Source organism: Anaerobacillus alkalilacustris, assembly GCF_001866005.1.
Taxonomy (GTDB): domain Bacteria; phylum Bacillota; class Bacilli; order Bacillales; family Anaerobacillaceae; genus Anaerobacillus; species Anaerobacillus alkalilacustris.
Map to the genome: position 1 here is coordinate 13,473 of NZ_MLQR01000027.1, position 24,434 is coordinate 37,906.

General features: G+C 36.0%; 23 protein-coding genes. 5 read left to right on the plus strand and 18 right to left on the minus strand.

Features of this window, described 5'->3' with window-relative positions; all coding sequences use genetic code 11:
* Nucleotides 1-65 precede the first annotated feature (65 nt).
* From BKP37_RS19660 to BKP37_RS20080, 7 genes are all read right to left on the minus strand, one after another.
* Nucleotides 66-263 carry a hypothetical protein gene (locus BKP37_RS19660; protein WP_139193102.1) on the minus strand — a complete coding sequence of 66 codons (198 nt, stop codon included), beginning with the start codon at nucleotides 261-263 and terminating at the stop codon, nucleotides 66-68.
* On the minus strand, nucleotides 214-774 hold the full coding sequence (locus BKP37_RS09605) for a DUF2815 family protein (RefSeq protein ID WP_071309397.1): 561 nt from the start codon (nucleotides 772-774) through the stop codon (nucleotides 214-216). Before BKP37_RS09605 ends, BKP37_RS19660 begins: the two co-directional genes overlap by 50 nt.
* Before the next feature lie 2 nt (nucleotides 775-776).
* Complete coding sequence (locus BKP37_RS09610; protein ID WP_071309398.1) at nucleotides 777-1,904, minus strand: DUF2800 domain-containing protein; 1,128 nt, start codon at nucleotides 1,902-1,904, stop codon at nucleotides 777-779.
* On the minus strand, nucleotides 1,901-2,218 hold the full coding sequence (locus BKP37_RS09615; protein ID WP_071309399.1) for an rRNA biogenesis protein rrp5: 318 nt from the start codon (nucleotides 2,216-2,218) through the stop codon (nucleotides 1,901-1,903). Before BKP37_RS09615 ends, BKP37_RS09610 begins: the two co-directional genes overlap by 4 nt.
* Nucleotides 2,193-2,420, minus strand: coding sequence for a hypothetical protein (locus BKP37_RS09620; RefSeq protein WP_071309400.1), 228 nt, complete (start codon nucleotides 2,418-2,420; stop codon nucleotides 2,193-2,195). The genes BKP37_RS09615 and BKP37_RS09620 overlap by 26 nt, the downstream gene beginning before the upstream one ends.
* Nucleotides 2,421-2,495: 75 nt before the next feature.
* Nucleotides 2,496-2,990: an RNA polymerase sigma factor gene (locus BKP37_RS09625; protein ID WP_071309401.1), complete on the minus strand. Its 495-nt coding sequence runs from the start codon at nucleotides 2,988-2,990 to the stop codon at nucleotides 2,496-2,498.
* 152 nt (nucleotides 2,991-3,142) lie between these two features.
* Nucleotides 3,143-3,298, minus strand: a complete 156-nt coding sequence (locus BKP37_RS20080; protein WP_169823121.1) for a hypothetical protein — start codon at nucleotides 3,296-3,298, stop codon at nucleotides 3,143-3,145.
* A gap of 264 nt (nucleotides 3,299-3,562) precedes the next feature.
* Here BKP37_RS20080 and BKP37_RS09630 point away from each other — a divergent pair, with 264 nt between their 5' ends.
* The 4 genes from BKP37_RS09630 to BKP37_RS09645 are packed head-to-tail and all read left to right on the plus strand — an operon-like array spanning nucleotide 3,563 to nucleotide 8,207.
* Complete coding sequence (locus tag BKP37_RS09630; protein WP_071309402.1) at nucleotides 3,563-4,393, plus strand: NBR1-Ig-like domain-containing protein; 831 nt, start codon at nucleotides 3,563-3,565, stop codon at nucleotides 4,391-4,393.
* Nucleotides 4,394-4,395: 2 nt separating this feature from the next.
* Complete coding sequence (locus BKP37_RS09635; RefSeq protein WP_071309403.1) at nucleotides 4,396-4,617, plus strand: excisionase family DNA-binding protein; 222 nt, start codon at nucleotides 4,396-4,398, stop codon at nucleotides 4,615-4,617.
* 34 nt (nucleotides 4,618-4,651) lie between these two features.
* A complete protein-coding gene (locus tag BKP37_RS09640; protein ID WP_169823122.1) occupies nucleotides 4,652-5,575 on the plus strand; it encodes a HamA C-terminal domain-containing protein in 924 nt (307 codons plus the stop codon).
* Nucleotide 5,576: 1 nt separating this feature from the next.
* Nucleotides 5,577-8,207 (plus strand): DEAD/DEAH box helicase, encoded by a 2,631-nt coding sequence (locus tag BKP37_RS09645; protein WP_071309405.1) that lies wholly within the window; start codon nucleotides 5,577-5,579, stop codon nucleotides 8,205-8,207.
* 286 nt (nucleotides 8,208-8,493) lie between these two features.
* Here the strand turns inward: BKP37_RS09645 and BKP37_RS09650 are convergent, their stop codons facing one another.
* From BKP37_RS09650 to BKP37_RS09675, 6 genes are all read right to left on the minus strand, one after another.
* Nucleotides 8,494-8,709, minus strand: a complete 216-nt coding sequence (locus BKP37_RS09650) for a YdbC family protein (RefSeq protein WP_071309406.1) — start codon at nucleotides 8,707-8,709, stop codon at nucleotides 8,494-8,496.
* Between the two features lie 26 nt (nucleotides 8,710-8,735).
* Nucleotides 8,736-11,705 (minus strand): type I restriction endonuclease subunit R, encoded by a 2,970-nt coding sequence (locus BKP37_RS09655; protein WP_071309407.1) that lies wholly within the window; start codon nucleotides 11,703-11,705, stop codon nucleotides 8,736-8,738.
* Nucleotides 11,705-13,069: a restriction endonuclease subunit S gene (locus tag BKP37_RS09660; RefSeq protein WP_071309408.1), complete on the minus strand. Its 1,365-nt coding sequence runs from the start codon at nucleotides 13,067-13,069 to the stop codon at nucleotides 11,705-11,707. Before BKP37_RS09660 ends, BKP37_RS09655 begins: the two co-directional genes overlap by 1 nt.
* 1 nt (nucleotide 13,070) lies before the next feature.
* Nucleotides 13,071-15,200 (minus strand): type I restriction-modification system subunit M, encoded by a 2,130-nt coding sequence (locus BKP37_RS09665; protein ID WP_071309409.1) that lies wholly within the window; start codon nucleotides 15,198-15,200, stop codon nucleotides 13,071-13,073.
* Nucleotides 15,201-15,571: 371 nt separating this feature from the next.
* Entirely contained in the window at nucleotides 15,572-16,960 is a 1,389-nt protein-coding gene (gene rlmD / locus BKP37_RS09670) for a 23S rRNA (uracil(1939)-C(5))-methyltransferase RlmD (protein ID WP_139193103.1), read from the minus strand.
* A gap of 1 nt (nucleotide 16,961) precedes the next feature.
* Nucleotides 16,962-17,834, minus strand: a complete 873-nt coding sequence (locus BKP37_RS09675) for a DNA-3-methyladenine glycosylase family protein (RefSeq protein ID WP_071309410.1) — start codon at nucleotides 17,832-17,834, stop codon at nucleotides 16,962-16,964.
* Nucleotides 17,835-17,944: 110 nt separating this feature from the next.
* On the opposite strand from BKP37_RS09675, the gene BKP37_RS09680 reads away from it, so the two are divergent.
* A complete protein-coding gene (locus tag BKP37_RS09680) occupies nucleotides 17,945-18,331 on the plus strand; it encodes a GAF domain-containing protein (protein ID WP_342707779.1) in 387 nt (128 codons plus the stop codon).
* 76 nt (nucleotides 18,332-18,407) lie between these two features.
* On the opposite strand, the gene pdaA is transcribed toward BKP37_RS09680, so the two are convergent.
* From pdaA to BKP37_RS09705, 5 genes are all read right to left on the minus strand, one after another.
* A complete protein-coding gene (gene pdaA, locus BKP37_RS09685) occupies nucleotides 18,408-19,196 on the minus strand; it encodes a delta-lactam-biosynthetic de-N-acetylase (protein ID WP_071309411.1) in 789 nt (262 codons plus the stop codon).
* Nucleotides 19,197-19,590: 394 nt separating this feature from the next.
* Complete coding sequence (locus BKP37_RS09690; RefSeq protein ID WP_071309412.1) at nucleotides 19,591-21,564, minus strand: methyl-accepting chemotaxis protein; 1,974 nt, start codon at nucleotides 21,562-21,564, stop codon at nucleotides 19,591-19,593.
* A gap of 139 nt (nucleotides 21,565-21,703) precedes the next feature.
* On the minus strand, nucleotides 21,704-23,218 hold the full coding sequence (locus tag BKP37_RS09695) for a fumarate hydratase (RefSeq protein WP_425424984.1): 1,515 nt from the start codon (nucleotides 23,216-23,218) through the stop codon (nucleotides 21,704-21,706).
* Nucleotides 23,219-23,474: 256 nt separating this feature from the next.
* Nucleotides 23,475-24,113 (minus strand): histidine phosphatase family protein, encoded by a 639-nt coding sequence (locus BKP37_RS09700; RefSeq protein ID WP_071309414.1) that lies wholly within the window; start codon nucleotides 24,111-24,113, stop codon nucleotides 23,475-23,477.
* A 122-nt stretch (nucleotides 24,114-24,235) separates the two neighbouring features.
* Nucleotides 24,236-24,427, minus strand: a complete 192-nt coding sequence (locus tag BKP37_RS09705; protein WP_071309415.1) for an SE1561 family protein — start codon at nucleotides 24,425-24,427, stop codon at nucleotides 24,236-24,238.
* Nucleotides 24,428-24,434: the final 7 nt, after the last annotated feature.

Sequence of the window (24,434 nt, forward strand, 5' to 3'; positions counted from 1 at the left end):
ATTTGAATGTCCTCCCGCTCTTTATGCTGCTGCTAGTTTTTCGGGAAACCACATAGGGTGTTATGCTAAACTTTCGGTTTAAGTCTTCTAATCCTACCGAAACTAATAGATTGATATTGACCTTCATATCCAAAAATCCCCTTCCAAACTTTCTTTTCAGTAATAGCAGAAGAGGGAGCAGCTATAGCTCCCCCCTCAGTTTTAATTTGGTTTCTACGATAGAAAGTCATCATCCACATCAGTGGCAAAATCTTCAGCTGCATTTGTTCGTCCACCTAGAGGCTCTCCATCTCGGATCTTTTGAATATTACCAAGGCCACACGCCACACCTTTGTTTCCATTGGAGTTGAAGGCATACAGGTTAATACTTACTCTTGCGTAGACACCTGAGTAGATTTCCGAACGCTCAAGAATTGGATTGATATCTTTATCTACGACTTGCGGAGGTGTATTGCTATTTGCATTGACGAAGTAGCTGTTCGCATAGGCTTCATCATCAGGCCGATCAATATCTCCATCGCGCAGAGGAATCTTTAAGACTGCTTTATTTGGGATCTTACCGCCAAATTTTCCTTTACCTTCTTCAATTGCGGCATTAATTGCTTCATTAATAGCGGTGAGCGTCTTCGTATCACTTTTAGGAATAATTAAACTCACACTGTATTTTTCAGCTCCACCATTGATAGATTTCGGTTCCCACACATTGGCATAAGAGAGTCTTACAACTCCAGTGATTACTTTCGTAGGGTTTGCACTTTTTACTTTATTTGACATAATTATTCCTCCATAAAATCATTTTTTGCTGTCCCAGTTGTTATTTCAGAACGCTTATCTGAGACAGGTACGAGCACAGGTTTTCCGGGTGGCTTCTTGACCAGCCCCCCTAAGATTTCATTAAAACGTTTCTTTCCTAGCAATTTTTCCATTTGGGTAATGGTTATGAGGCTTTGCCTGTATATGTCTTGATAGCCTGCCTTTTTCACAGCTTCAGCTACTGCTTTTTCATTTGTGTATTTGCGGTTCGATCGTCCTGTAACGACCTTAAATCCAGGCCACTCTTTTCCATGATTAATGGCAGCATTAGCTGCATAAGCCATGATGTCATTTGCCCAGTTAGTAAGGTCGCCTAGGGATGATAGAATCTCTGCGATTTCTTCATCTGACAGTAGTGGTGGTAAAGCAAATTCAAATACTGCCAGTTTCATTTTTTCTTCCGCTCTTGCTCTACATTTCACTGCTGCCCGACAAAATTGGCACCATTCTCCCGGACAATAGTTACCGTCACCAGTAAAAGCTAATTCTGCTTTAGGCTTCAAAATTTCATCAGCCCATTGGTACAAACTTTCTTTTGAAGCTGTAGATGTGCTAACATTTTCTCGCCTAGGTTGATAGATTGTCATTGAAACCTCACCGATGTCATAAATACCATCAAATAACTCTAGTGCACCAAGGGAATAGAGCTTCATTTGTGGGTTTTCCTCTGCACTGACCAATACACCTTGTCCATACTTAAAATCGATAATGTGAAGAGTTCCGTCAGCGATGATTAAACAGTCACCGGTCCCAAAACCATCTGGAACATAGGTTGAAAAATCGAGACGCTGTTCAATTAAAACGAGCGGATCATTACAGTCTTGTTTGACTTGCTCAATAATCTCAAGTACGAACTCCACGTATTCATCGGTATACTTGTCCATCTCATTAGAATCGTACTGCGAGACTGGTTTTTTTGATTGCATCTTCAGTGCCTTTCGAAGTTTGTGTTCACTTAATGCATGGGCAGCAGTTCCAATGGCTGCAGCTTCTCCACTTTTGTCATCAAACTCTAGCTCAAGCCTGGCCGATGGTGTACAGTTCATCCAGCGATGAGCCCCTGATGCAGAGAGAATGGCATGATTGCTCATTTTAATCCCTCCGCATCAGAGAGCAGGAAAGAGTACTTGGTTGGTTCAATCTCGCTGAGTTTAGATGCACCATACTTTTGTAGTAGAGCTCTCACTTCAGCTGTAAATCCGTCATGACTCTTTTCAGCCAGTACGGCCCTTACTTCTTCCAAAGTAACCTGCTTTTTCTCTGGCTGATCTTCAGGCTGAGATTGTTCCGACTTTGGCCTTTCGGCAGGCTCGTTATTTGCGAAAGCTTCCGCAACAGCTTTAAGGCTATCCGCTAATGAATTGAGATCAGTGACTACATCAAGAAGAAGCTTGGTTTTGCTCATGGCCCACACCCCCTTCCTTAAGTTCCCTGATTTCTACCGTCTCGACTGAGTCACCGGGAGTAATGACAAGCAAGCTTACTTTCTTTCCGAATAAGAAATCTAGCATTCTACTTCGGATCGTTTTTCTGCTGCTTTGAATTACAGGACTTCTATCTCCCCCGTTTTTTGCCACATTGATTGTGACCTTGTGTTTCAGGCTCATATTCAGTCTCCTTTCCAGAGGCGATTTATCTCCCCTCATCGATAAGCGAAAAAGAGGGCTCTTTCGAACCCCTTTTTAGGAAAGAATTTTTCTTAATCTTTCGTGCATCTTTTTCAGACGTTTGCGGATAGCTGCTTCGGACACGTCTTCTTCAGCAGCGATATCAGTATTGGAACGCTTGTCCAAATATACTTTTTTAAATAATACTTTTTGTTGAGGTAATAGGTACTCCATAGCCTTGGTAAGCTTGTCCAACAAATAAAGGTGTTCTGCTTCATTTTCAACATTTACATAGAGCTTTTCTGGATTAGTACGATTATCAGTAAGATATTCATTTCGATCATTAGCCGCTGTGCTTTCTCCATCTTGATTAGCATCGAGATAAGTTATTACTCGGTAATTGTAGCGTCGCTGCTCGTCCACTTCGTAATCATCCATAGAATGTAAAATTTCAATGTCAGCCTCAGTGACCCCATTTTCATTTGGAGTAATAACGATCTTTCTTCCTTCTGCAGTGTAGTAAATGTAGTTGGTTCTGTTCTTTTTGCTAGTTTTGTATTCTCTTTTCATAACTTGACTCCTTTGGTTTTCAAAATTTGGCTTTGAAATCCGCGGGAGCCGCTAATTATCCGAAAGACAAAAAAGACGACAGTGGAATACCTTTTTCAGGTATTTCGCACTGCCGTCTAACGGTCTCGCGGATTATCTTATTAAGTTTTTATCTAAGCTGTTTGCTTCTTACGATTGATGACCTTTGTTGTACCATCCGGATTGATTTTAATTAGGGTGATACAATCTTTTACTTTGATTTCAACGATGCCTGATGCATCATCAATTCGGCATACCAACTTTCCGTCTAGGTTTCTGATCTCGCTCATACCAAGCTCCTCCCTGCTTTTAAATTTTGTTAGTCTGTTAATAACCACCTATAAGTACCTTTGTGTTTTAATATCCTATTTTTGTTAGTTAATGTGATATAATTAATTGGAAAATCTTTAACAATCATCAATAACTAATTAAATATCTTACAAGCTAATTATCACAGGACAGACTTTTTCAAAATAGAGACAGGCATGGGACATGTGATACAAACATGGTACAAACCAAAATCTCTTAAAATATGAAAGGAGGCAACCTACAAAATGAATTTTTCGGAATTTTCAAAGAGACTATATAAAAATCTGAGTGGTCTCAATAGCCAAGGACATTTTATAGGTGCTCTCTTTAATGCTGCTGGAAGTAGTTTCTTTGTTTTAAAACCTCCCTATGGTACTGATGGGTACCAAAGAAAAGTATTTAGTGGTACAAGGGACTTCACTCAGGATATGAAAGATAGTTTTCCAAAACCCTTAGATACTGATGGACTTATGCTATTTTTTCAGTCACGAATCGGCGAGAAGACCATGACTACTATAATGAAAAACTTTGGTATACCTGAAAGTGAGCATCAAAACAAAGACTTATTTATAAAAGCGCTATGTAAACAGTTTCAAACCATCGTATCGGAAGTATCTGATGAGGTAGATGATATTGTTGCCTCAGAATACTCTCGACTGTTGCGAAAGTCCGGAGCAGAAATAACGAACAACGCACCTTATTATCCGGGCGACAATATTCTTATAGTTAGCCGAGTTCCAGAACATGACCATAACGTGAGCTTTTATAAAAATTTTGAACACCAATGGACGATTAGAAATACGGGTACCGTTACCTGGGAAGGTAGATACCTTGAATGTACCAACCAATCTGACCTGAGAATTAGGGCCAAAAACAAGATCATTAACATACCGAAAGTTAAACCTGGGGATGATGTATGTTTGACAGCAGCGTTTAACGCTAGAGGATTTGAGGGCAGATATGAAGCTTTATGGGAAATGAAAGATACTGAAGGTCGCACATGTTTCAACGATCAGAAAGCGATTAAAGTCGTAGTTAAAGTTGTAAACACTCGAAGCGAAACAATGGAGGCTTGAAAATGAAAAAGAAAAACAACATTGAAAAATGGTCGACATTGAAGGAGATACAGGAACACTTGGGGGCCGGAAGAGAAACAATTTTACAGTGGATAGCAAAGAGAAACATGCCAGCATATAAGGTCGGCAGACTTTGGAAATTCAAAATTTCTGAAGTTGATGAATGGATACGTTCCGGTGGAGCGGATGATCGCAATGCCAAGAAAGAAAAAACCGAATCATAAGATCAGTCATTAAATGGGGGTGGGGGTAGTGCAGGTGCAACAATTTACGAAAACACTAAAAAAGGGATTTGACGGCGTCTTTACTGAGGTAACTCATACAGAATCACTAGGGCTTAGGAACCCCAATCAGCTACGCATGTTCCATTTGGATGTAGCAAACAATACATTTTCTTTTGATGCCTTGCATGAATTTCTTTTAAGAAACATAGGTCGATATGTATTTTCCAGAGCTAAAATGGAGCAGTTTCGGATAGACGATGATTTAGAGGTGGTTGGAGCTAAAGCTATTGGCCTTCTACGAGATGCATATAAAATGGATGAAGAATGGATCGGTGAAGAACTCGGCGATGTCATGCTTTATGTTTTTTTAGAACAAATACTTGGCGCTCCGAAATTGTTTAGTAAAATAGAGCTGGCTCCATTTGGTGATCAGAGTGTTCTTCATAGTGGAGGTGTTCATTTACTCTCTCTTGGGAATACAGGTACAATGCCTTCCTATCAGATGATTTTTGGAAAATCTAATATTATCGGTGATTTGCAAGATGCTATCGATAATGCATTTGAATCTCTTGTAGAAATAAGGGACAACACCGGCAGTGAATTAAAGGTTGTTGAGAGCACCGTATTTTCTCAAGCTTATGACCCTCAAACCACCAACTATCTAAAAAGCATCATTCTTCCGAGCAAGAAAAAGAACGCCTCTGTAGATAAGGCGTTTGGGGTATTCCTTGGCTATTCACTTGGTTTAGATCCGGATAATTATTCAAATACAGAGTTCCGTGAAGAACTTATGCTGAAAATGGATACAGATATAAAAGCTCATGTAGCCTACATTATTGAAAAAATCAAAGAAACAAATTTAGGTACGCATTCATTTTACTTTTACATATTGCCATTCAACGATGCAGATGGAGAGAAGCAGAATATTATGAATACATTGTTGAAGGGAGCGGTTTGATTTGAACCATAATAATAATGATTCGAACCACGATAATAATAAGGTTAATCTAGGTAGCGCTATTTTTACAGACCTTCATAAGGATCCCTACTTGAACGAGTTGTATGACAATATTCTATATAACTATTCAATTAAGTTGTTTGGAGTCAGGAATGATAAAAAGAGATCCGTGGATATAGAGGACGCTCTGAGATTTGCCGATATCCTATCAAAGTCATCAGATCCTCAAAACGCAGATAAACATAAAATAATAGCTCAAGAGATCGTTGCACTCTTAAACACCATAGAACCGGAAAATCCAGCGGTTAAATTTTATTTAGGATCAGTGCTTTTAAGCGCAGGAAATTTTCGTGGTATGGCAATGGTAACTCCTGAACATCAAAGTAAAACCCTGCTTGATAGGTTTTATGCAGAGTTTAGTAAAGACATTATGCGCATTCCAGCAGCTCCTGAGAACCAATTTTTCCGTTCTCAAAAACTTGTATATGACAGACTAGATGAACCATATTTCAGTTATTCAGGACCTACCTCAATGGGAAAGTCCTTTGTAATGCGTATGTTTATTAAGAAACAGATTATGGACGGGACTAGAGTTAATTTTGCGCTGCTTGTTCCTACTAAAGCACTGATTAACGAGGTCACAAGCAATGTGATAAATGATTTAAAAGAGCTTCTTGCTGAATATAATTATAGACTTGTCACTTCTGCTAGTGCACTGTCTCTAAAACAAAAACATAACTTCATAATGATTCTTACACCTGAGAGATTATTGTATCTACTTATAAGCAATCCAAACATAGATATTGACTATCTATTCATTGATGAAGCTCATAAAATCTCAACCAAGGGCAGTCGTAGTGCATTTTATTATAAAGTGGTGGATATGCTTAACCAACGTCAAAAAAAGACACGTATGATCTTTGCTTCGCCCAACATACCAAACCCGGAAATTTATCTTAAACTGATATCCGATACAACTAATGAAGTTAAACAAAAATTAACTACTACCTTTACACCGGTAACTCAATTAAAATACTTTATCGATTTTCCAAATAGACAAATTCAGCTATATAACACATATAGCGAAACCTTCACTAATGTCGCTAACATGAAAGAATCCGCTACGTTTTACCGGTTATTATCACGAATTGGATCAGAAGCACAAAATATTATATATTGTAATTCAACTTTTAAGGCCGTTGAGTTAGCACGAGAATTTGCTGTAGATAAAGAAACAAAAGATAACAAAGAACTTCTCACTTTATCAAGAGATATCAAAAATGAAGTTCACGGTGATTACTACCTAGCAGACTTGATTACTAAAGGCATTGCTTATCACATAGGTTACTTGCCTTCATCAATTCGTATGCGCATCGAAGAACTTTTCAAGGAAGGCCTTATAAAGACAATGTTCTGTACTAGTACTTTGGTTGAGGGTGTTAACCTTCCAGCTGATAACTTATTTATCACCCACTATAAAAATGGTAGAGCAAAAATGTCCCCGGTTGATTTCAAAAATCTAATCGGCCGTGTTGGAAGAATAGAGTACAACCTCTATGGCAATGTATTTCTTGTTCGGCTTGAAGATAATGTTAAAACAGAAGATTTTATTAAGTTATTAAAGGAAGATGTACCTGAGCAAAAATTGTCTCTTGTGACAGAGTTATCAAAGAATCAAAAAAAGCTGATTGTAAACTGTCTTTTGAAAGGTAATATAGAATTACTTAAACATCCCAAAAATCAGTCAGATGATAACTTTGCACTGATGCGTAAATTTGCAATTATTCTTTTAAGGGATATCACCAAAGGAAATAAGAGCCCTGTCTGGCAAGAGTTTTCTAAGCTATTAGATAGGGTTACTGAGACAAAAATTATTGAAGCATTTAGAAGTAAAGATGAAATACCAGACGATGACATCAATGTTTCAGTAGATCAGATAGCAAACTTAACTGTTGCCATTGCCAACGGATTAAATTACCCTGAACTTGATGAAAAAGGAAATATCGACTATAACGATTTACTAATTTTCCTTGAAAAACTTAGTAAAATCTTTAAATGGGAAGTCTATGAATCCTCAACACTTGGATTTGTCAGTAAAGATGGTACTCATGGCAAACTAAGATGGTATGCTGTCATCCTCTCCCAATGGATAAAAGGAACTGGTTTAAGTTTTATTATGGAACAGTCTCTTGATTTCAAACGAAAAAACCGTAAGTCAGGTGTTATGATAGATTTCAAGCCGGTTACTTATAATGATTCACTTGAGCATCGTAATATCGTGATTTCCGATACCCTACAAGTAATCGAGAATATTGTTCTTTTCAGTATTTCCAATTATTTCTTGAGATTTTCATCAGAATATAAACGTCATCATGGTTTGGAATCATTCCCTAACGATTGGTATGAGTATGTTGAGTACGGCACAACTAATCCGCTCTCGATCATACTTCAAAGGAATGGATTTTCTAGAGAAACATCAACCTATATTAGGCAGCATAAAGAAGAGTATGTCGTTGTAAATTCAGATGGTGAAATAAAGCTTCGCCGTTCACTCGTCGAGTGTGGCAGTGTTAGCGTTCGTAAAGAAGTGGCAAATGTTCAATACAACATACCTGAATTGTTTATTGATTAAAAAGTACCCTGGTCAGCAGCTTTGAACTGTTGACCAAGGTACTCTATAATAAGTAATTATCCCTCTATTTAATCCTCTCCAAAGAAATTCCATTTGAATTTCTTCTTTTCATCTTTATCTTGCTCCATATACTCTTCGCAGATTTACGATACCGGTAGCGACTTATTAATAAATTAATTGTTAGCATATGTAAAATGAGGGAGATTATCCTTTTAGAATCATAATGCTGTTAAAGAAAAAACTGAAGGTAATCACTCCTTCAGTTCTATAGTGGCATCTATAGTTTTTATAAACTTGCTAGTACCTCTTTTAATTTCTCCAACTCTTCTTTTGAAATCGTTACACCCTTACCCATTTTCTCATGGTTCGGAGCCCAATCACGAATATCATACTTTGGTTCACGGCCATTCCAACTAATAAGGTTCAGTTCTTTTGTCCATCCTTTTGGTGATTCTGATAGGATTGCAATGTGTTCAGTGATCTCAAACTTTAGTTCTGCCAATAAGCTCACTCCTATTTCGATAATAATTAAATTTCTGGTGGTTTATCAGTAAAAGGTATCCCATCAGTATTATAAGTTAGAGTAAATACCATATCTGATAACCATTTTTTAAATGAATCATTATCGTTATATTGCTTAAATATTTCCATATTATCTGTCATCATATTGATAACTGCACGGTTTAATGCTTTTTCACTCTCAATTCTAGCATTTTGTTTATCCGAGTTTTTCATAGCATTTAAATAGTCTTTATCCTTTGAAACAGCCTCTGGAATTACAGCAATTTGTTTTTTTACTTGTTCTTCATCATTCCAATTTATATTTCCGAATAAGTCATGAAAACTTGATAAAATATTACTAAGTAAATCCAACTCTACATCAGATCTACCACCACCAGCCGATGTTGGTACTGGGGCAATCTCATAATCTTCTGTATCTTCAAGTACAATGGACATTTTTGCTTGAGCTTCTGCCCGGTAACTATCTAAGTCAATTGCTTCTAATATGCCCTTTGATAAATCTTCTTCTTTCGGTGCTGGAAGTTTCGGTATTAATAAATTTAAAAAGATAGAAAGTTTCTCCCAATCAGCATTTCCGTAAGGTAAAATCGCTGCTAAAAACCCATATGTCCTAGTAAAAGCCTTAGCTTTACTCTTGAAGTCTATTTGCTCATCTTCATCTAAATTATCTATATAGTATTGCGAACAAACATCTAATATTGGATCAAGTTTATCTCTTTCAGCTCCGTTTAAAAATAACTCCACGATTGAGTCGACATTTTGCTCTGTAAAAACTTGATATCTCCAGATATCGCTTTCTAAATCATTTAATTTATCAGGATCTGTTTCATCTGAGAGAATAGTTGTCCGATAATACTTTGAAAAAGCATCTTTAATAGTATCCGTGTCATTAGCAAAATCTAGAACAAACACGTCAGTTTTGTCCGGATGAGCCCTATTTAACCTTGATAATGTCTGAACTGCCTTAATATCAGTTAATACTTTATCAACATACATTGTGTGTAAGAGCGGTTCATCATATCCTGTTTGGAATTTATTTGCAACGACCAGGATTCTATAAGGGTCTTTCTTTAATTTTTTCTCTATCTCATTACTCGGAAAATCATTGATTATACTTTCCGTCAACTTCTTACCGCCAAACTCTTTTTCACCAGAGAATGCTACAATTGCTTTATATGGACTTTTTCTCTTTTGTAAGTATTCAGTGATTGAGTAATAATATTGAATGGCCCTTTCGATGCTACTAGTCACGACCATAGCACGTGCCTTGCCACCAACTTTACGTTTTGCAATAACGTGGTCATGAAAATGGTCCACCATAATTTCAGCCTTTAAACTTATCGCTTTCTCATTCGATTCTACATACTTACGTAGCTTCTTTTGCGCCTTCTTTTTATCAAACATCGGATCATCTTCAACTATTTTAGCAATCTTATAATAGCTATTAATTGGAGTGTATTCTTTTAATACATCCATGATGAAACCTTCTTGAGTAGCTTGTTTCATGGTGTATACATGAAATGGTCTATGTTTTACTTGACCATCTACTTCATGTGGTACACCAAACATTTCTAGCGTTTTATTTTTCGGTGTAGCTGTAAAGGCAAAGTAACTCGCATTGGTTAACATTTTTCTGCCTTCTAAAATCTTTATAATCTTATCCTCTATTGTTTCCTCTTCGTTATCCTCATAGTTTTCTGATAAAGCCATATTCATCTTAGCTGACATATTTCCACTTTGACTTGAATGTGCTTCATCTATGATAATTGCGAAGTTATTTTTTCTATGCTGATTACCAATATCATCTAATATATATGGGAACTTGTGAACGATTGTAATAATGATTTTTTTTCCATCCTGAATTAATTTCTTCAAATCCCCTGAACTAGCAGCATGACCAACTGTGTTCGATACTTGCATAAAACCTTTAATCGTATTTTTTATTTGTTTATCAAGGTTAATACGGTCAGTTACTACAATAACCGTATCAAAAATATCTTTACCGTCTTTTTGAAGTGAAACTAACTGATGTGCCAACCAAGCAATGGAATTTGATTTCCCACTACCCGCACTATGTTGAATAAGATACTTTTGCCCAGGGCCTTTTATCTGTATATCCGCTAAAAGAGACTTTACTCCAGATAACTGGTGGTAACGAGGAAAAACCTGTTTTCTCGTTACCTTCTTTGTTTCCTCATCTTTTTCTTCTACTATTTGTGCATAGTTTTCAATAATGTTAGATAGCTCTTCTTTAACTAGAATCTGCTTCCACAGAAAATCAGTTTTAATACCATTTGGGTTTGGCGGATTACCTGCACCATCGTTGTACCCCTTATTAAAAGGTAGGAACCACGAGGATTTTTCCTTTAATTCGGTGCACATTTTGACCTCATTATCATCTACCGCGAAATGTACCATGCATCTACCAAAATTGAACAAAAGTTCTCGTGGACTTCGATCATTTTTATATTGTTGAACAGCGTCTTCAACATTTTGCTTAGTTAATCTATTCTTTAATTCACAAGTAATTATAGGAAGCCCATTAATAAAAACAGCAAAATCAAGAGCTAATCTTGTATTGTCATTTGAATACATTAACTGTCTCGTTACACTAAATATATTTTTATTGTATAAGTCTACTGCTGTCGCATTCTCAAGTGAAGGTGTTAGGTAATATAAATCTAAAGTGACAGGATAGATTTTTACTCCATTTCTTAAAACCTCAATAACTCCATTTTTAGTGATTTCTCCTTGTAAGCGATTAAGGAATTTAACCTTACCCATATCACTTTTGAAAACTCCTAATTTTTCTAACTTGTCTGGTTGAGTGTCTTGTAAGAAGCGAAATAAACGAGTTTCATCAATTGCATAATCTTTGTTGTAATCTTGGTTGTTTCCAAGTTCATACCCATTATAATTAACGAGATGTTCAACAATTAGCGTTTCTAATCCTGACTCTTTAGTGTTACTTTGCATTACACTTCACACTCCTCACTTTCTAGGATTTCCTCTTCTAACTCTTCTTCATTATCCTGCATTTCTATCTCATTAAGTTGAGCTTCATTAATTTCAATGTTGCGGACGTCGACTTGGCCTGTAACTATGTCTGAGATTAGACGTGTACGGTATTCAGTGATTAGTTCTATTTCTTTTTCAATTCTTGCTATTGTTGAATTAATAGACTGTGACATCTGATTTATATAGTCAACAATTAATAGCTGTTCTTCATATTTAGGTAAAGGTAGTATAATGTTATAAAAATCGTCAGTGTACAAACGCCAAAATCCCTCTACAATACCTCTAACACGAATTCTTAATTCTCTACGGCATTTTAAACTTTTAAGAACTATTTCTGCGTAAATTGGGTAAATTCTTTCATTTGGCCTTAGAACTGTGTAATCCGGGCTTATAACCCCAGTTTGTGGTGCTAAAGCAAAAACACCTAAATGTGCTTTTAGTCTATTTAAAACTAAATCATCTTTCTTACATACTTTTCCACCTATATAATTTTCAGATAATAATCTCCGTTCATTTAACTGCTCATTTGGAATTAAACCATGTTTTTGACTCATTGATAAGTGTGTCTCTAACCCAGTGGTGGAACGTGTATCAATTTCACGAAATAAATATTTACATCTTACCGTTTCCCAATTATCTGGAATCTCCCCTAGCCATTCTACACCCGAAGGTTTCATCTGTACCTTCGGATTTAACCCTTTTGTTACCGCTTCGTTAGTTACTGCTTGTTTTTGCTCTTTTAGAACAGATATTAGCTTCTTCTTCGTTTTGATAAACCTATCTATTTTGGTAAGTTGAAAGTCAAGGTATTTAACTATTTGGTCCTGCTCCATTCTTGTCGGTAAAGCTATTTTTGTTCTCAGAAAAGTGTCTGTAGATATTACTTTCCTGAGACCAGTATATAACGGCTTAAGCAATTTATTATTATCCAAAAAAAGGTAGTAATAATATAAGTACTTTTTGTTTACATTTTTAATTTTAAAAACGGTATAAGCACTTGTTATCATTCCATTTAAGGGAGATAATCCAACCGTACGAGGTGTTTCGTCTATGTCAAACAAACAAAAAACCATATCACCCTTTTCAACTGCCTGATAGGTTGAAAAATCTTTTGGGAACTTCCCTTTAAAATTTTCCATGTCTCTTGCAATTATGCCTCTTAATGTTAAAGATAATAAAGTATAATTATTATGTTGGTCCCCCACAATATCCTTCTTTAAGGTCATAACATTCTTATTTCTTACTAAATCCCAATGTACAGGGACTTTATCCAACCATGGCAAATTAACTTCTTTGTATTGTTCATAAGGTTTAAGTGTCATGTTACTTCCCACCTATGATTTCGTAAAGTAAGCCTTCAGTTTCAGCTTCTAATGCCTTAATATCAGCTGCAATTTCATCTAGTGTTCTAAGTTGAATTGGTTTGTAGAAATACTTTGTGAAACTGAGTTCGTAACCAATCTGTGTCTTTGCTTGGTCTATCCATGCATCCGGTGCGAAAGATAATACTTCGTCTTGGAAGAATTTTTCGATACCCCCAACATGAAGCAATGGAATCTGTTCTGTATCACGTAGGTTCGTATCAGGTTCATACTCTACAAGGTGTTGTTTACCATTAATTTCAGTTTCAAATATTCCATTTAATGCGTTCGGTTCTATTTTGGCTGGTTTGTGTAGTTTTTTTATTACTTTTTCTGCTGATTCATCTACTTGTGTTAGGTTGGATTTGATAAAATTCATTTTCTTTGCAGGTAATTTGATTCCTAACTCTTTTGCAACTGTAGTAACTTGAGCTACAAAGTCATTGTAATTTTTTAAGATTGCGTAATTAAAATGCTCAGCTACTTTTTCAATGATTGTAAGAACTTGTGGTTCCTTTTGCTGCTCGCATTGTGTAGAAAAGCTTTGAAGATTTTCTTTCGTTAAATTAACTCGCAAACGAAGTGGTCTCTCTACTGTAATTTTGTGATAACCAAACTCTTCATTTGGGAATACTTTCGACTGCTCTGTCTCATCAAAGTTAACTAACAAATCCGAAATCTCTTTTCTTAATTCAGGGGTAAGCTCGCAGTTTTTATTCCCTAAATTCTTTCTTAATGGACTCTTGATACTTGTTGCATCGATAAGCTGCACTTTACCTTTACGACGTGGTTCTTTTCTATTTGTTACAATCCAAATAAAAGTTGCTATCCCTGTGTTGTAAAACATATTTTCTGGTAGAGCAATAATTGCCTCAAGCCAATCATTTTCAATGATATAACGTCTAAGATTACTTTCTCCTTGACCAGCGTCACCGGTAAATAGTGAAGACCCGTTATGAACCTCAACAATACGGCTACCCATTTCTGTATCATGTTTCATCTTACTTATTTTGTTTGCTAAAAATAGTAACTGTCCATCACTGGAGCGTGGAATCATTTGAAAATCGGGTTCACCTGCATGGTTTACAATAAAGCGAGGGTCTTTGATGTCACCCTTACCTCCAAGACGTTCCATATCAGTCTTCCAGCTCTTACCATACGGTGGATTCGATAACATGAAATCAAAATTTGTTGTCGGGAATCCATCATTGGATAAAGTAGAACCGTAAGCTACACTATCATTTTGTACAGCCTCACCTTTAATAAGTAAGTCAGCCTTGGTTATTGCATACGTTTCTGGGTTAATCTCTTGTCCATATAAATAAGTTGTAATACTTTTTTCGTGTTCCTTGGCCAATTGATGTAACCTTTCATCAGCTATTGTTAACATACCACCTGTTCCACATGCTCCATCATATACTAGATACGGTGCATCTTTAATTTTGTCAGCTATTGGTAAGAAAGTAATATCAGCCATTAGTTCAACTACATCACGCGGTGTAAAGTGCTCTCCAGCTTCCTCGTTATTTTCTTCATTGAATTTACGGATTAGCTCTTCAAAAATTACGCCCATCGTGTGATTATCAAGACCCGGTAAATTAACATCTCCATTCCCATCTAATACAGGTTTCGGACCTAAATTAATCTTTGGACTTACAAACTTCTCAATGACAGCTCCTAAAATGTCGGACTCAACCATTGTTTCTATTTGATTTCTAAATTTAAATTTTTCTAGTATTTCTTGTACATTTGGTGAAAATCCATCTAAATATGCGATAAAATCAGCTTTTAATTGTTGTTGTTTTGCCCTAGATTTAAGGTCTTTTAATGTAAATGGTGATGAATTACAAAATGCTTGACCAGCTACGTTACATAATGCATCAGTTTGATTAACAATTTCGGCTTCATCTAATTTTTTCTTCATATCTAATACTGCTTCTTTAGTAGGTTCTAAAACTGCATCAAGTCTGCGAATAACTGTCATCGGTAAAATGACATCTCTATACTTTCCCCTTACATAAACATCACGAAGGCAATCGTCTGCTATACCCCAGATGAAACTTACAAATTGATTATATATTTGATTAGTCATATATCTTCCTCCAAAAAAAATTCTACTTTCCATATATCATATCATATGACTTACAATAAAAGGGAGGGGATATCCTACCAAGGTCTCTAAAACTTAAACGCAAAACTATTAATATTGACTTTGACCCCGGAGGTCTTACTTTTACGCGTAAGAGCACTTTCAAGCTTATTCATCTATCCTATCAACTCAACCCCTCTAAAAACAGGTGTTATCTAATCTGTCAACTCAACTCTGTCACCTTCGCGTCGATTGATAGGTTACCACAAACAATAAAAAGAAAGGGTTCCCCTATTATGAGTACCCCCAGCAAAACAGCCGAGGGAAAAGCTCATTGTAAGGAAACCCTTATTTTATAGGCTTATTCAGTTATTCTATTTATCCACTCTTGACATCAAGACGACACACTCAACATGCGCTGTATGCGGAAACATATCAACTGGCTGCAGGTATTCTAACTTAAACCCTGCCTTTAGTAATTGATCGACATCTTTAGCTAACGTAGATGGATTACAAGAAACGTAAACAATTCGTTTTGGTTTTACTTTGATCATTGCTTCAAGGAGCTTGCGATCGCATCCTGTTCGTGGTGGGTCGACAACAAACACATCAGGACGCCAACCTTGTTTTAACCACTTTGGAAGAATTTCTTCTGCTTTTCCAACTTCATAATGCGCGTGTGTAAAGCCTTGTTTTTCCGCATTACGTCTTGCATCCTCAATGGATTCTGGGATTACATCCATTCCTCGTAATTCTTTTGCATGAGGGGCGAGCCATAGTCCGATTGTTCCTACACCGCAATAGGCATCGACGATTTTTTCTTTTCCAGTTAACTCTGCTGCTTTCTTTACCTCATCATATAACTTTACTGTTTGGATCGGATTTAGTTGGAAGAAAGCCCTCGCTGATAGTTCAAAGTTTAAATCACCTAATGCTTCTTGGATAACTTCTTCACCATGTAGATGAACAGTTTCTTCACCAAAAATAAGTGACGTTTTTCTCCCATTAATGTTTTGTAAGACAGATTTCACTTCTGGTAATCGACGTTTAATTTCTTCGATCACAAGTTGTTTACGTGGTAAATCTTTCGTTGCAGTTATTAAAACAAGTTGAACATCCCCTGTACTAAATCCAACTCTCGTAACAATTGTACGAACAATACCTTTTCGTTTTCGCTCTTCATAAATCGGAATATTTAAGGCTTGCAGAATACCTTTTACTGTTTGCGTTACTTTGTTCGTCGCAGGATGTTGTACCATACATTCGGAAATATCGATTAACTGATGGGAATTTATTCCGTATAATCCTGCAATGACTTCTTCTTTCTTTTTTCCTACTTGAAGCTGGCTTTTATTTCGATAATTCCAAGGATCTTCCATTCCAATCGTTTCTCTCAATGGAAGATGATCACCTTGTAGCTTCGCATGACGTTCAAAGGCTTGTCTAACAATATCTTGTTTTTCTCTTAGTTGCGCCTTGTAATCTAGATGTTGGAGTTGGCACCCCCCACATTTTTCATAAATCGGGCAAGGTGGTTTAATTCGCTCCTTAGATGGTTTGCGAATTTTTTTAATTTTTGCTTCTGAAAATTTCTCCTTCACGTCTGTCACGGTCACGACGACTTCCTCGTTTGGCAATGCTCCTGGCACAAAGACCACTTGCCGTTTAAAGTAGCCGACACCTTCCCCGTTAATACCGAGCCTTTTTATTGTTAATGGAAATTCTTGACCTTTTTTTATTTGTACTTTCTGATTTTTCATCATTTCAACTCCGTGCTTTTTGATTTCCTAAGCTTTCCCACAAATAAAGGGATGCATAGCTTTTGTACGGGGACCATTGTTCACTCATCGTTAATAACTCTTCAACCGTCGGCTTCTTCTCTAATTCGAATAAATTTTTCGCCGCATTTTGAATACCAATATCTTTAACAGGAAATAGATTTTTACGAGCCATCCCAAAAAGCAATATATTTTCTGCGGTCCAATAACCGATCCCTCTTATTCTTACCAGTTGTTCAATGGCTTCTTCATCCTTTAATAACTTTAACTCATCTAAATTTAGTTCGCCACTTGCAATAAGCTTCGATGTATCAATGACGTATTCTGCTTTACGTTGGCTAAATTGCAATTTCCTTAAATCTTCATAATCTAGATTACTAACTGTTTCTGGAGTTGGCGGAAACCATACACCGTCCTGTTCTTTCCCAAAGCTTTTCACAAAACGTTCAGTTAATGTATGAGCAAAACTCAAATTTAATTGTTGATGAATAATCGTTTTCATCACACAATAATAGAGATCAAATTCACATAGTAAAGGTAGACCTCGATTGTCTTGAAAAAGTACTGCTAAATCGGTATGTAAAAAATGATTGGCTATTTCTTGTAGTGACTCTTCTAATTGGAAAATAGTTATGATTTTACGAATCCCTTCCTCTTCATATCCTGATGGTAACTGAATATGACAGTTAGGGTTTTCAATAGGTCCTGAAAATGCAACACTAGCAACAACATCTTTTCCATAAACATTAATAGGCACCTTAACACCGTTCTTTTCTTTATCAATAACACGAATAGTATCATAGCTTAAACGTTCGATTACATGTAGGTAGTTGTATGGTCCTGTAATTTTCACATCCATATTTTCACACCTCTTCAAAATGATAAGGATGAATCCTTATTATAACAATAAACTTCCTAAACTTACTATCTCACAGTTTGAATAATCTTTGTTACAATGAGGGAAGTAAAATGATTAAGGGAGAGATTATTTTGTCGATTTCAACTGACGTAGCATCAATACAAATTATGGCAGAAGTATATAAAAAGAATAGCACACAATCTGTTTTTGAAAAAACAGTAAATAGCCTTGTTCAAGAAGTTCCATATATAGATTGGGTAGGTATTTATCTTATTACAGAAGATCAAAACCTACAATTAGTTGAGTCATCTGATGACGCTGATGATTTAGGTTGGGAGTATAATGGAGAATTAAAATTCCCGATTACAAATTCAATGGAACAGCAAATCGGCTTAATTGTTGTTCGTAGTAAACAAGCAATTGCGTTTGATGTAACAGATGTTACTACTTTAGAAACAATTGCTGAAGCCATTGGTCAAATTTGCTATTCTAATTAATACGAAAGAGGCTCTTACTAAGGTTTGTTTCCCTTACGAAAAGAGCCTCTTTTAGGTTTAAGAAACCATAAATATCTTATATTTCTCGTAATTTCTTGTTAAGCATGTAATCATCTAAGCTTTTAAATTCATACCCTTGCCTACATAATTCATCAATGACTTCATCTAGTGCTTCGGCGTTATCACTAGATATGGAGTGAATAAGCATGACAGCCCCCGGGTGAACACGCTTCATAATTTGATCATAAGCATGTTTCCAACCTTTTTGATCTTCTACCACCCAATCTCTATAAGCCAGTGACCAAAATACATTAATATAACCTTGTTTTTCAGATAAGGCTAACGTTCTTTCGCTGAAAACACCACGTGGCGGACGTAAATAAATCATATCATTACGACCAGTAATCTCTTTGTATTCGGCTTTTACTTTTTCTAATTCCCTTGTTAACCTTGCATCATCAACCGCCACTAGACTTGGGTGATGCCAAGAGTGATTACCAACAATATGCCCCTCATCAACCATTCGCTTAATTAGCCCTGGCTGATCTAATAAATAATGACCTGTTACAAAAAAAGCTGCCGGTACATCTTTTTCCTTTAAAACATCTAGAATTTGTGGGGTATAGCCATTTTCATAACCATTATCAAACGTTATGTATACTTCCTTTTTATCGGTATCTCCAATATAAAAACCACCGTATTTATTTAGCAATTCTTCATAAATGGCCTCAGTTGTCACCGGCTGGTTATCTGGCTTGGGATTATAACTCCAGTTGTATTCTTTGTTACTATATGCTTCAGCGTTACTTTGGGGGAAAATCAAAGAAACGAAACAAATCACTAAGAAAAAGACAATTTTCCTCATGATATTCACCTCTCCTCTTTATTTTCCTTTAGTTTTTTCATTCTGAAAAAAAATATCCAATTTTTAAAATCGAATTATTACTAGCGCCTTACGTTACTTTATAATTTTTTTTAGCAAAAAGAACCTTAGTTTAACCTAACAGATTCAGTTTTGAGAGGGGAAAAGTGAATTCACAAAATAACGGAGAATTTCGCATTCAAATTCCATACATGTTAACTTTGTAATTAGCACACAAAACGCACAGATAACATCTGTGCGTTTATATCCTGTTTTCTTTTGTCCGATAGAGTTAATATAAAGCAATATTGCTATTTGTTATTTTCTCTCCCAAAGCTGAACCCATTAAACTTAACCAAGGTTCTCTAAATACATTTTATTAGTTATAATTTTTGATCTAAAGCTTAAAAGTAGAAATAGACTCATTTAATTCTTGGGAAAGCTTCGTTAATTCTTCAATCGATTTGTTGATTTGTTCAATAGCATGAGTTTGCTCTTGTGTCGAGGCAGCAACCTCTTCGGTACCTGCCGCTGTTTCCTCAGAAATTGCCGAAATGCTTTCAATTTCTTGAGCACTATTTTCACTTTCACCCTTCACACTTTGCATTGATTTTGCGATTTCCATAAACTCTTCAGTAATCGCACGAATCATTTTAGAGATATCAGTAAAGGCTGCTGTTGTTTTCGTTACACTTTCAGCTTGCTCTGTGATAATATTTCTCGTTTCTTCAGCTTCTTTAACAGTATTATTCGTAGCACTTAAAATATCATGAACAAGTACTTGAATTTTTTCCGCAGAACGAGATGATTCTTCGGCTAATTTACGGACTTCATCAGCTACAACAGCAAAACCCTTACCATGTTCGCCTGCTCTTGCAGCCTCAATTGCTGCATTTAAAGCGAGTAAATTTGTTTGTTCACTTATTCCACCGATAACTTTGACAATATCGCCAATTTCAGTGGATTTTTGATTTAACGAAAAGATAGAATCTACCATATTAGCAAACGCTAAACTACTATCATTCGTAATTTGTTCTTGATGACCAACAACCTTCATTCCTTCATTTGATGCTTGTTCTGTATTCATGGCGATCTCAAGAGACTTTTGATAATTTTCTTCAATTTGCTTTATGGATTGAACAATCTTATTAAATGACGTTGAACAATTTTGAATACTAGCAGCCTGCTCGTCACTTCCCTGTGCTACCTCATTCATAGCGGTAGCAATTTGACTTGTAACTGTATTAGCCTGCTTTGAAGACTCTAGAACTTGATCAGATGTTTTAGAAAGTTGGTCAGAGGCTGTCGCTACTTGTCCAATTAATTTACTTAGTTTATCTTTCATTTCATCAAATGATTTAGCCAGGTTACCAATTTCATCTTGCCTATCTAACTTTATTTCATAAGTTAAATTTCCATTAGCCAGCTCTTTGGATGCTTCTGTTAACTTTAATAACGGTTTTGTTAATATATTTGAAAACACGAGTGCGACAATTGATGAAATGACTACTATCCCACCCATAAGTAGAGCAAAAGTCGTCATCATACTAGACACTGGACGAAATGCTTCTTCATATGTCTGTCTTATAATAACACCCCAACCAACAGTTGGAACGGATGTATAAGCAGAAAACATCGATTGTCCTTCAAACTCATAACTTGCAATACCCGTTTCTCCATTAACAGCCTTTTGCACAGGATCTAAATATGATAGATCCATTTGTTCTTCTACGTATACAGTATTAGGGTGGGCAAGCAAATTACCGGAGCGATCAGTGACAAAGGCAAAGCCTGTTTCACCTAGTACGATGTTATTGCGCATTTCTTCAACAGATTGTAGATCAACGGTAGCCCCCATAATACCTACAAAGCTATTTCTGTCATCAAATATAGGTGTAGCAATCATAAATGCAGGTTTTCCAGTTGTTCTAGATATTGTTACATCACTGATTACAGTTTCTTTTGATTGAAAAACCGCTTGAATATAATCTCGATCAGATATATCTAACAGGTTATCAAAACCATCTGAGCGAGCAATTTGCTGTCCATTCGTATTAGTTATAAATAAAAGAGCAAATTGTTCATTCTTTTGGAAAATCGCTTCTAAAACACTTACTTGATTTTCAGGATTTAAGTTTTTCACATCATCTAGGAGTGCAAGAGATTCTAGTAAAGTCACATTGTTCAAAATATAATCATCAATACGTCCTGCAAGTGTTGAAGCCATTTCCCTCGTACTGTCTGTTAAATTTTTCTCAATTGTACTGCCCTGAATAGTTATAGCTACAATACCTATAGCTCCAACTGAAAAAATTAATAAACCTAAAATTAAAAACAGAATTTTACCTTTTATCTTCAGCTTTTTAAACATTGTCTATCTCCTATTCTCTTGAAAGTAAATTTATCTTGTTGTTATAGGAATTCTCTTAATGCTTTTTAAAACAACTATATTTTCTAAACGGAAAAGGACTCAAAATTAGCAACTCACTAATTTTGAGTCAACATAACTTTTACTTAAATACTTTTTCCTTAAATTGCGAAAGTTTTTCTAAAGACGTTTTATCTACATCTGCATGTAGACTATTTCCATGCGAATCCATTGTTACAATGGCTGCAAAGCCTTCTACTCGTAAATGCCACATTGCCTCTGGTATGCCGAACTCGAGAAGATCAACACCTTCAACTTTTTTAATACAGTCAGCGTAATATTGAGCTGCACCACCAATTGCATTTAAGTATACTCCCCCATGTTCTTGTAATGCCTTTAATGTCTTCGGACCCATGCCACCTTTACCAATTACAGCACGAATGCCGAATTTTTTCATAACATCCCCTTGATAAGGCTCTTCACGTATACTCGTTGTCGGCCCAGCCGCTTTTACGTGCCACTCGCCATTTTCATCCTTTAACATAACAGGACCACAGTGGTAGATCACTTGCCCGTTTAAGTCAATCGGAGCATCATGTTCTACTAAATGATGATGGATTGCATCGCGCCCTGTATGAATCGTTCCATTCAGAATGACCACGTCCCCAACCTTAAGGTCTCGAATTTGTTCTTCTGTTATCGGAGCTTGTAACACAACTTCGCGACCTTTGTTTTCTTGATTAGTCACCTCACTCTTATCTTGTGAGAAGTCTATTTTATCTCCATCCTGATAAAGCCACTCTTTAATTTCACCAGTTGTAGAATCTAGCGTTACACCTAAACGGCGAAATGCCCAACAATTATAAGCGACAGATACAAAGAAACTTGCAGGCAATCGATTAAGAGCTCCAATTTTACAGCCAAGTAATGTTGCTTCACCACCAAAGCCCATAGTTCCTATTCCTAATTGATTTGCATGCTCCATCACGTACTCCTCTAGCTTCCGTAGATTTTCGTTTACATTTACGTCATCAACCGAACGAAAAAGCTGCTCTTTAGCTAAAGAATAACTTGAAATTCGATCACCCCCAATTCCTACACCAATAAAGCCTGCACTACAGCCTTGCCCTTGAGCTTGATAAACAGAGTGAAGAATACATTTTCTAATTCCATCTAGGTCTCGCCCAGCTCTACCTAGTCCTTCAATTTCAGTCGGTAAACTATATTGAATATTTTTATTTTCACAGCCTCCACCTTTTAAAATAAGGCGAACGTCGATTTCATCTTTTTCCCACTGTTCAAAATGAATGATTGGTGTACCAGGACCTAAGTTATTGCCACTATTTTCTCCCGTAAGCGAATCTACTGAATTAGGACGAAGATTCCCATTCTTTGTTGCTTTTTCAATGGCATCAAGGATTGCTTTCTTCATCTCAATCTGATTGGCTCCAACAGGAACCTTAATTTCAAAAGTTGGCATGCCTGTATCTTGACATATTGGAGATACATTATAATCGGCCATACTGATGTTTTTTGAAATTGTCCCGAGAGCTAATGCAGCTGTTGTCCCTGCATTTTCTTGCTCTTTTGCCTTTACAATTGCTCGTCTTACATCATTTGGTAGATTGGTAGATGTTTCAACAATAAGCGTGTACATGCTTTCTCTAAATTTTTTCAATTCCTTTTCCCCTTTCAGTAGAAAACTAACTACCTTCATGTTTTAGGTGAGCCTTATTACACTATTTTTCACTAATGAACGGTTCCTTAAAGCTTTTTATCTAACCACTAAATATTATATAACGCAACAGATATGATTTGTAAAAAATTTTCAAAACGATACGTAAGCGGTACCTTTTTTGTAAAACCAAAAAAATAAGTGGACATACCTCAAACTTTTGTCCACTTATTTTCTATTAATATAAAATACTTTCATTTGGCACGTTCCCACTTACTAAGTGAGAATCATTATTAATATAATGAAAGATTGGTTTGTTACTATCAGTAAATTCTATTTTTGAAACACCAGTATTGCCAATTATAAACGGACGATGTATATCATTCCAATTCTCGCCAAACATTAAATACATTAAGAAAATGCTAATAAAGCCACCATGGGATACAAGGACAACTTTATCACGTCTATGCCCTACTAATAGTTGTTCGACAACATACTTACACCGAGTTGTAATTTCCTCAACTGTTTCTGTACCTTCTATACCTGTTGTTAATATAGATGGAATATCCTTTAATTCAGGAAATTGTAAATGTAGTTCTTTCCTCGTTTTTCCTTCAAGTGGACCTAAACCTACTTCTCTTATTTTATCCCACTTGTTAACTTCAATAGGATGATGATGACTAATTGATTGAGCTGTATCAAAAGCACGTATTAAATCACTAGAATATATAAAGTCTATAGCTTTTGATGCAAAAAAATCCCCCAATAATTCCGCTTGTTTTTGTCCAAGTCCTGATAGTGGAAATTCCTTACAACCTTGTAAGACTCCACTCTCATTCGCAACAGACTGACCATGCCTAATTAAATATAAGATCAAAAGTTACCTCTCCCTTTTATATTTTCTAAAAAGTAATTACGTAATAATTAAATTAAAAAACTGTGTACCCAATGGCACATCAGCTTTTCATTTTTAGCGTTAAGATTAATCCAATCATAACATTATTCTGGTTTTAATTCATTTCTAAATTTTTTACATTTATTCTCTATCTCATCTAACATTTCAATAATTCGATCGATTTCCTCTACTCCAGTTTCTTCTGGATCCATAGAATCGAACATTGTCATTAAGAGCTCCATTTTTCCATATAAAAAATTAAGTTGTTCCTTTTGATCGTAAATTGATTTGCTCAAATTATAA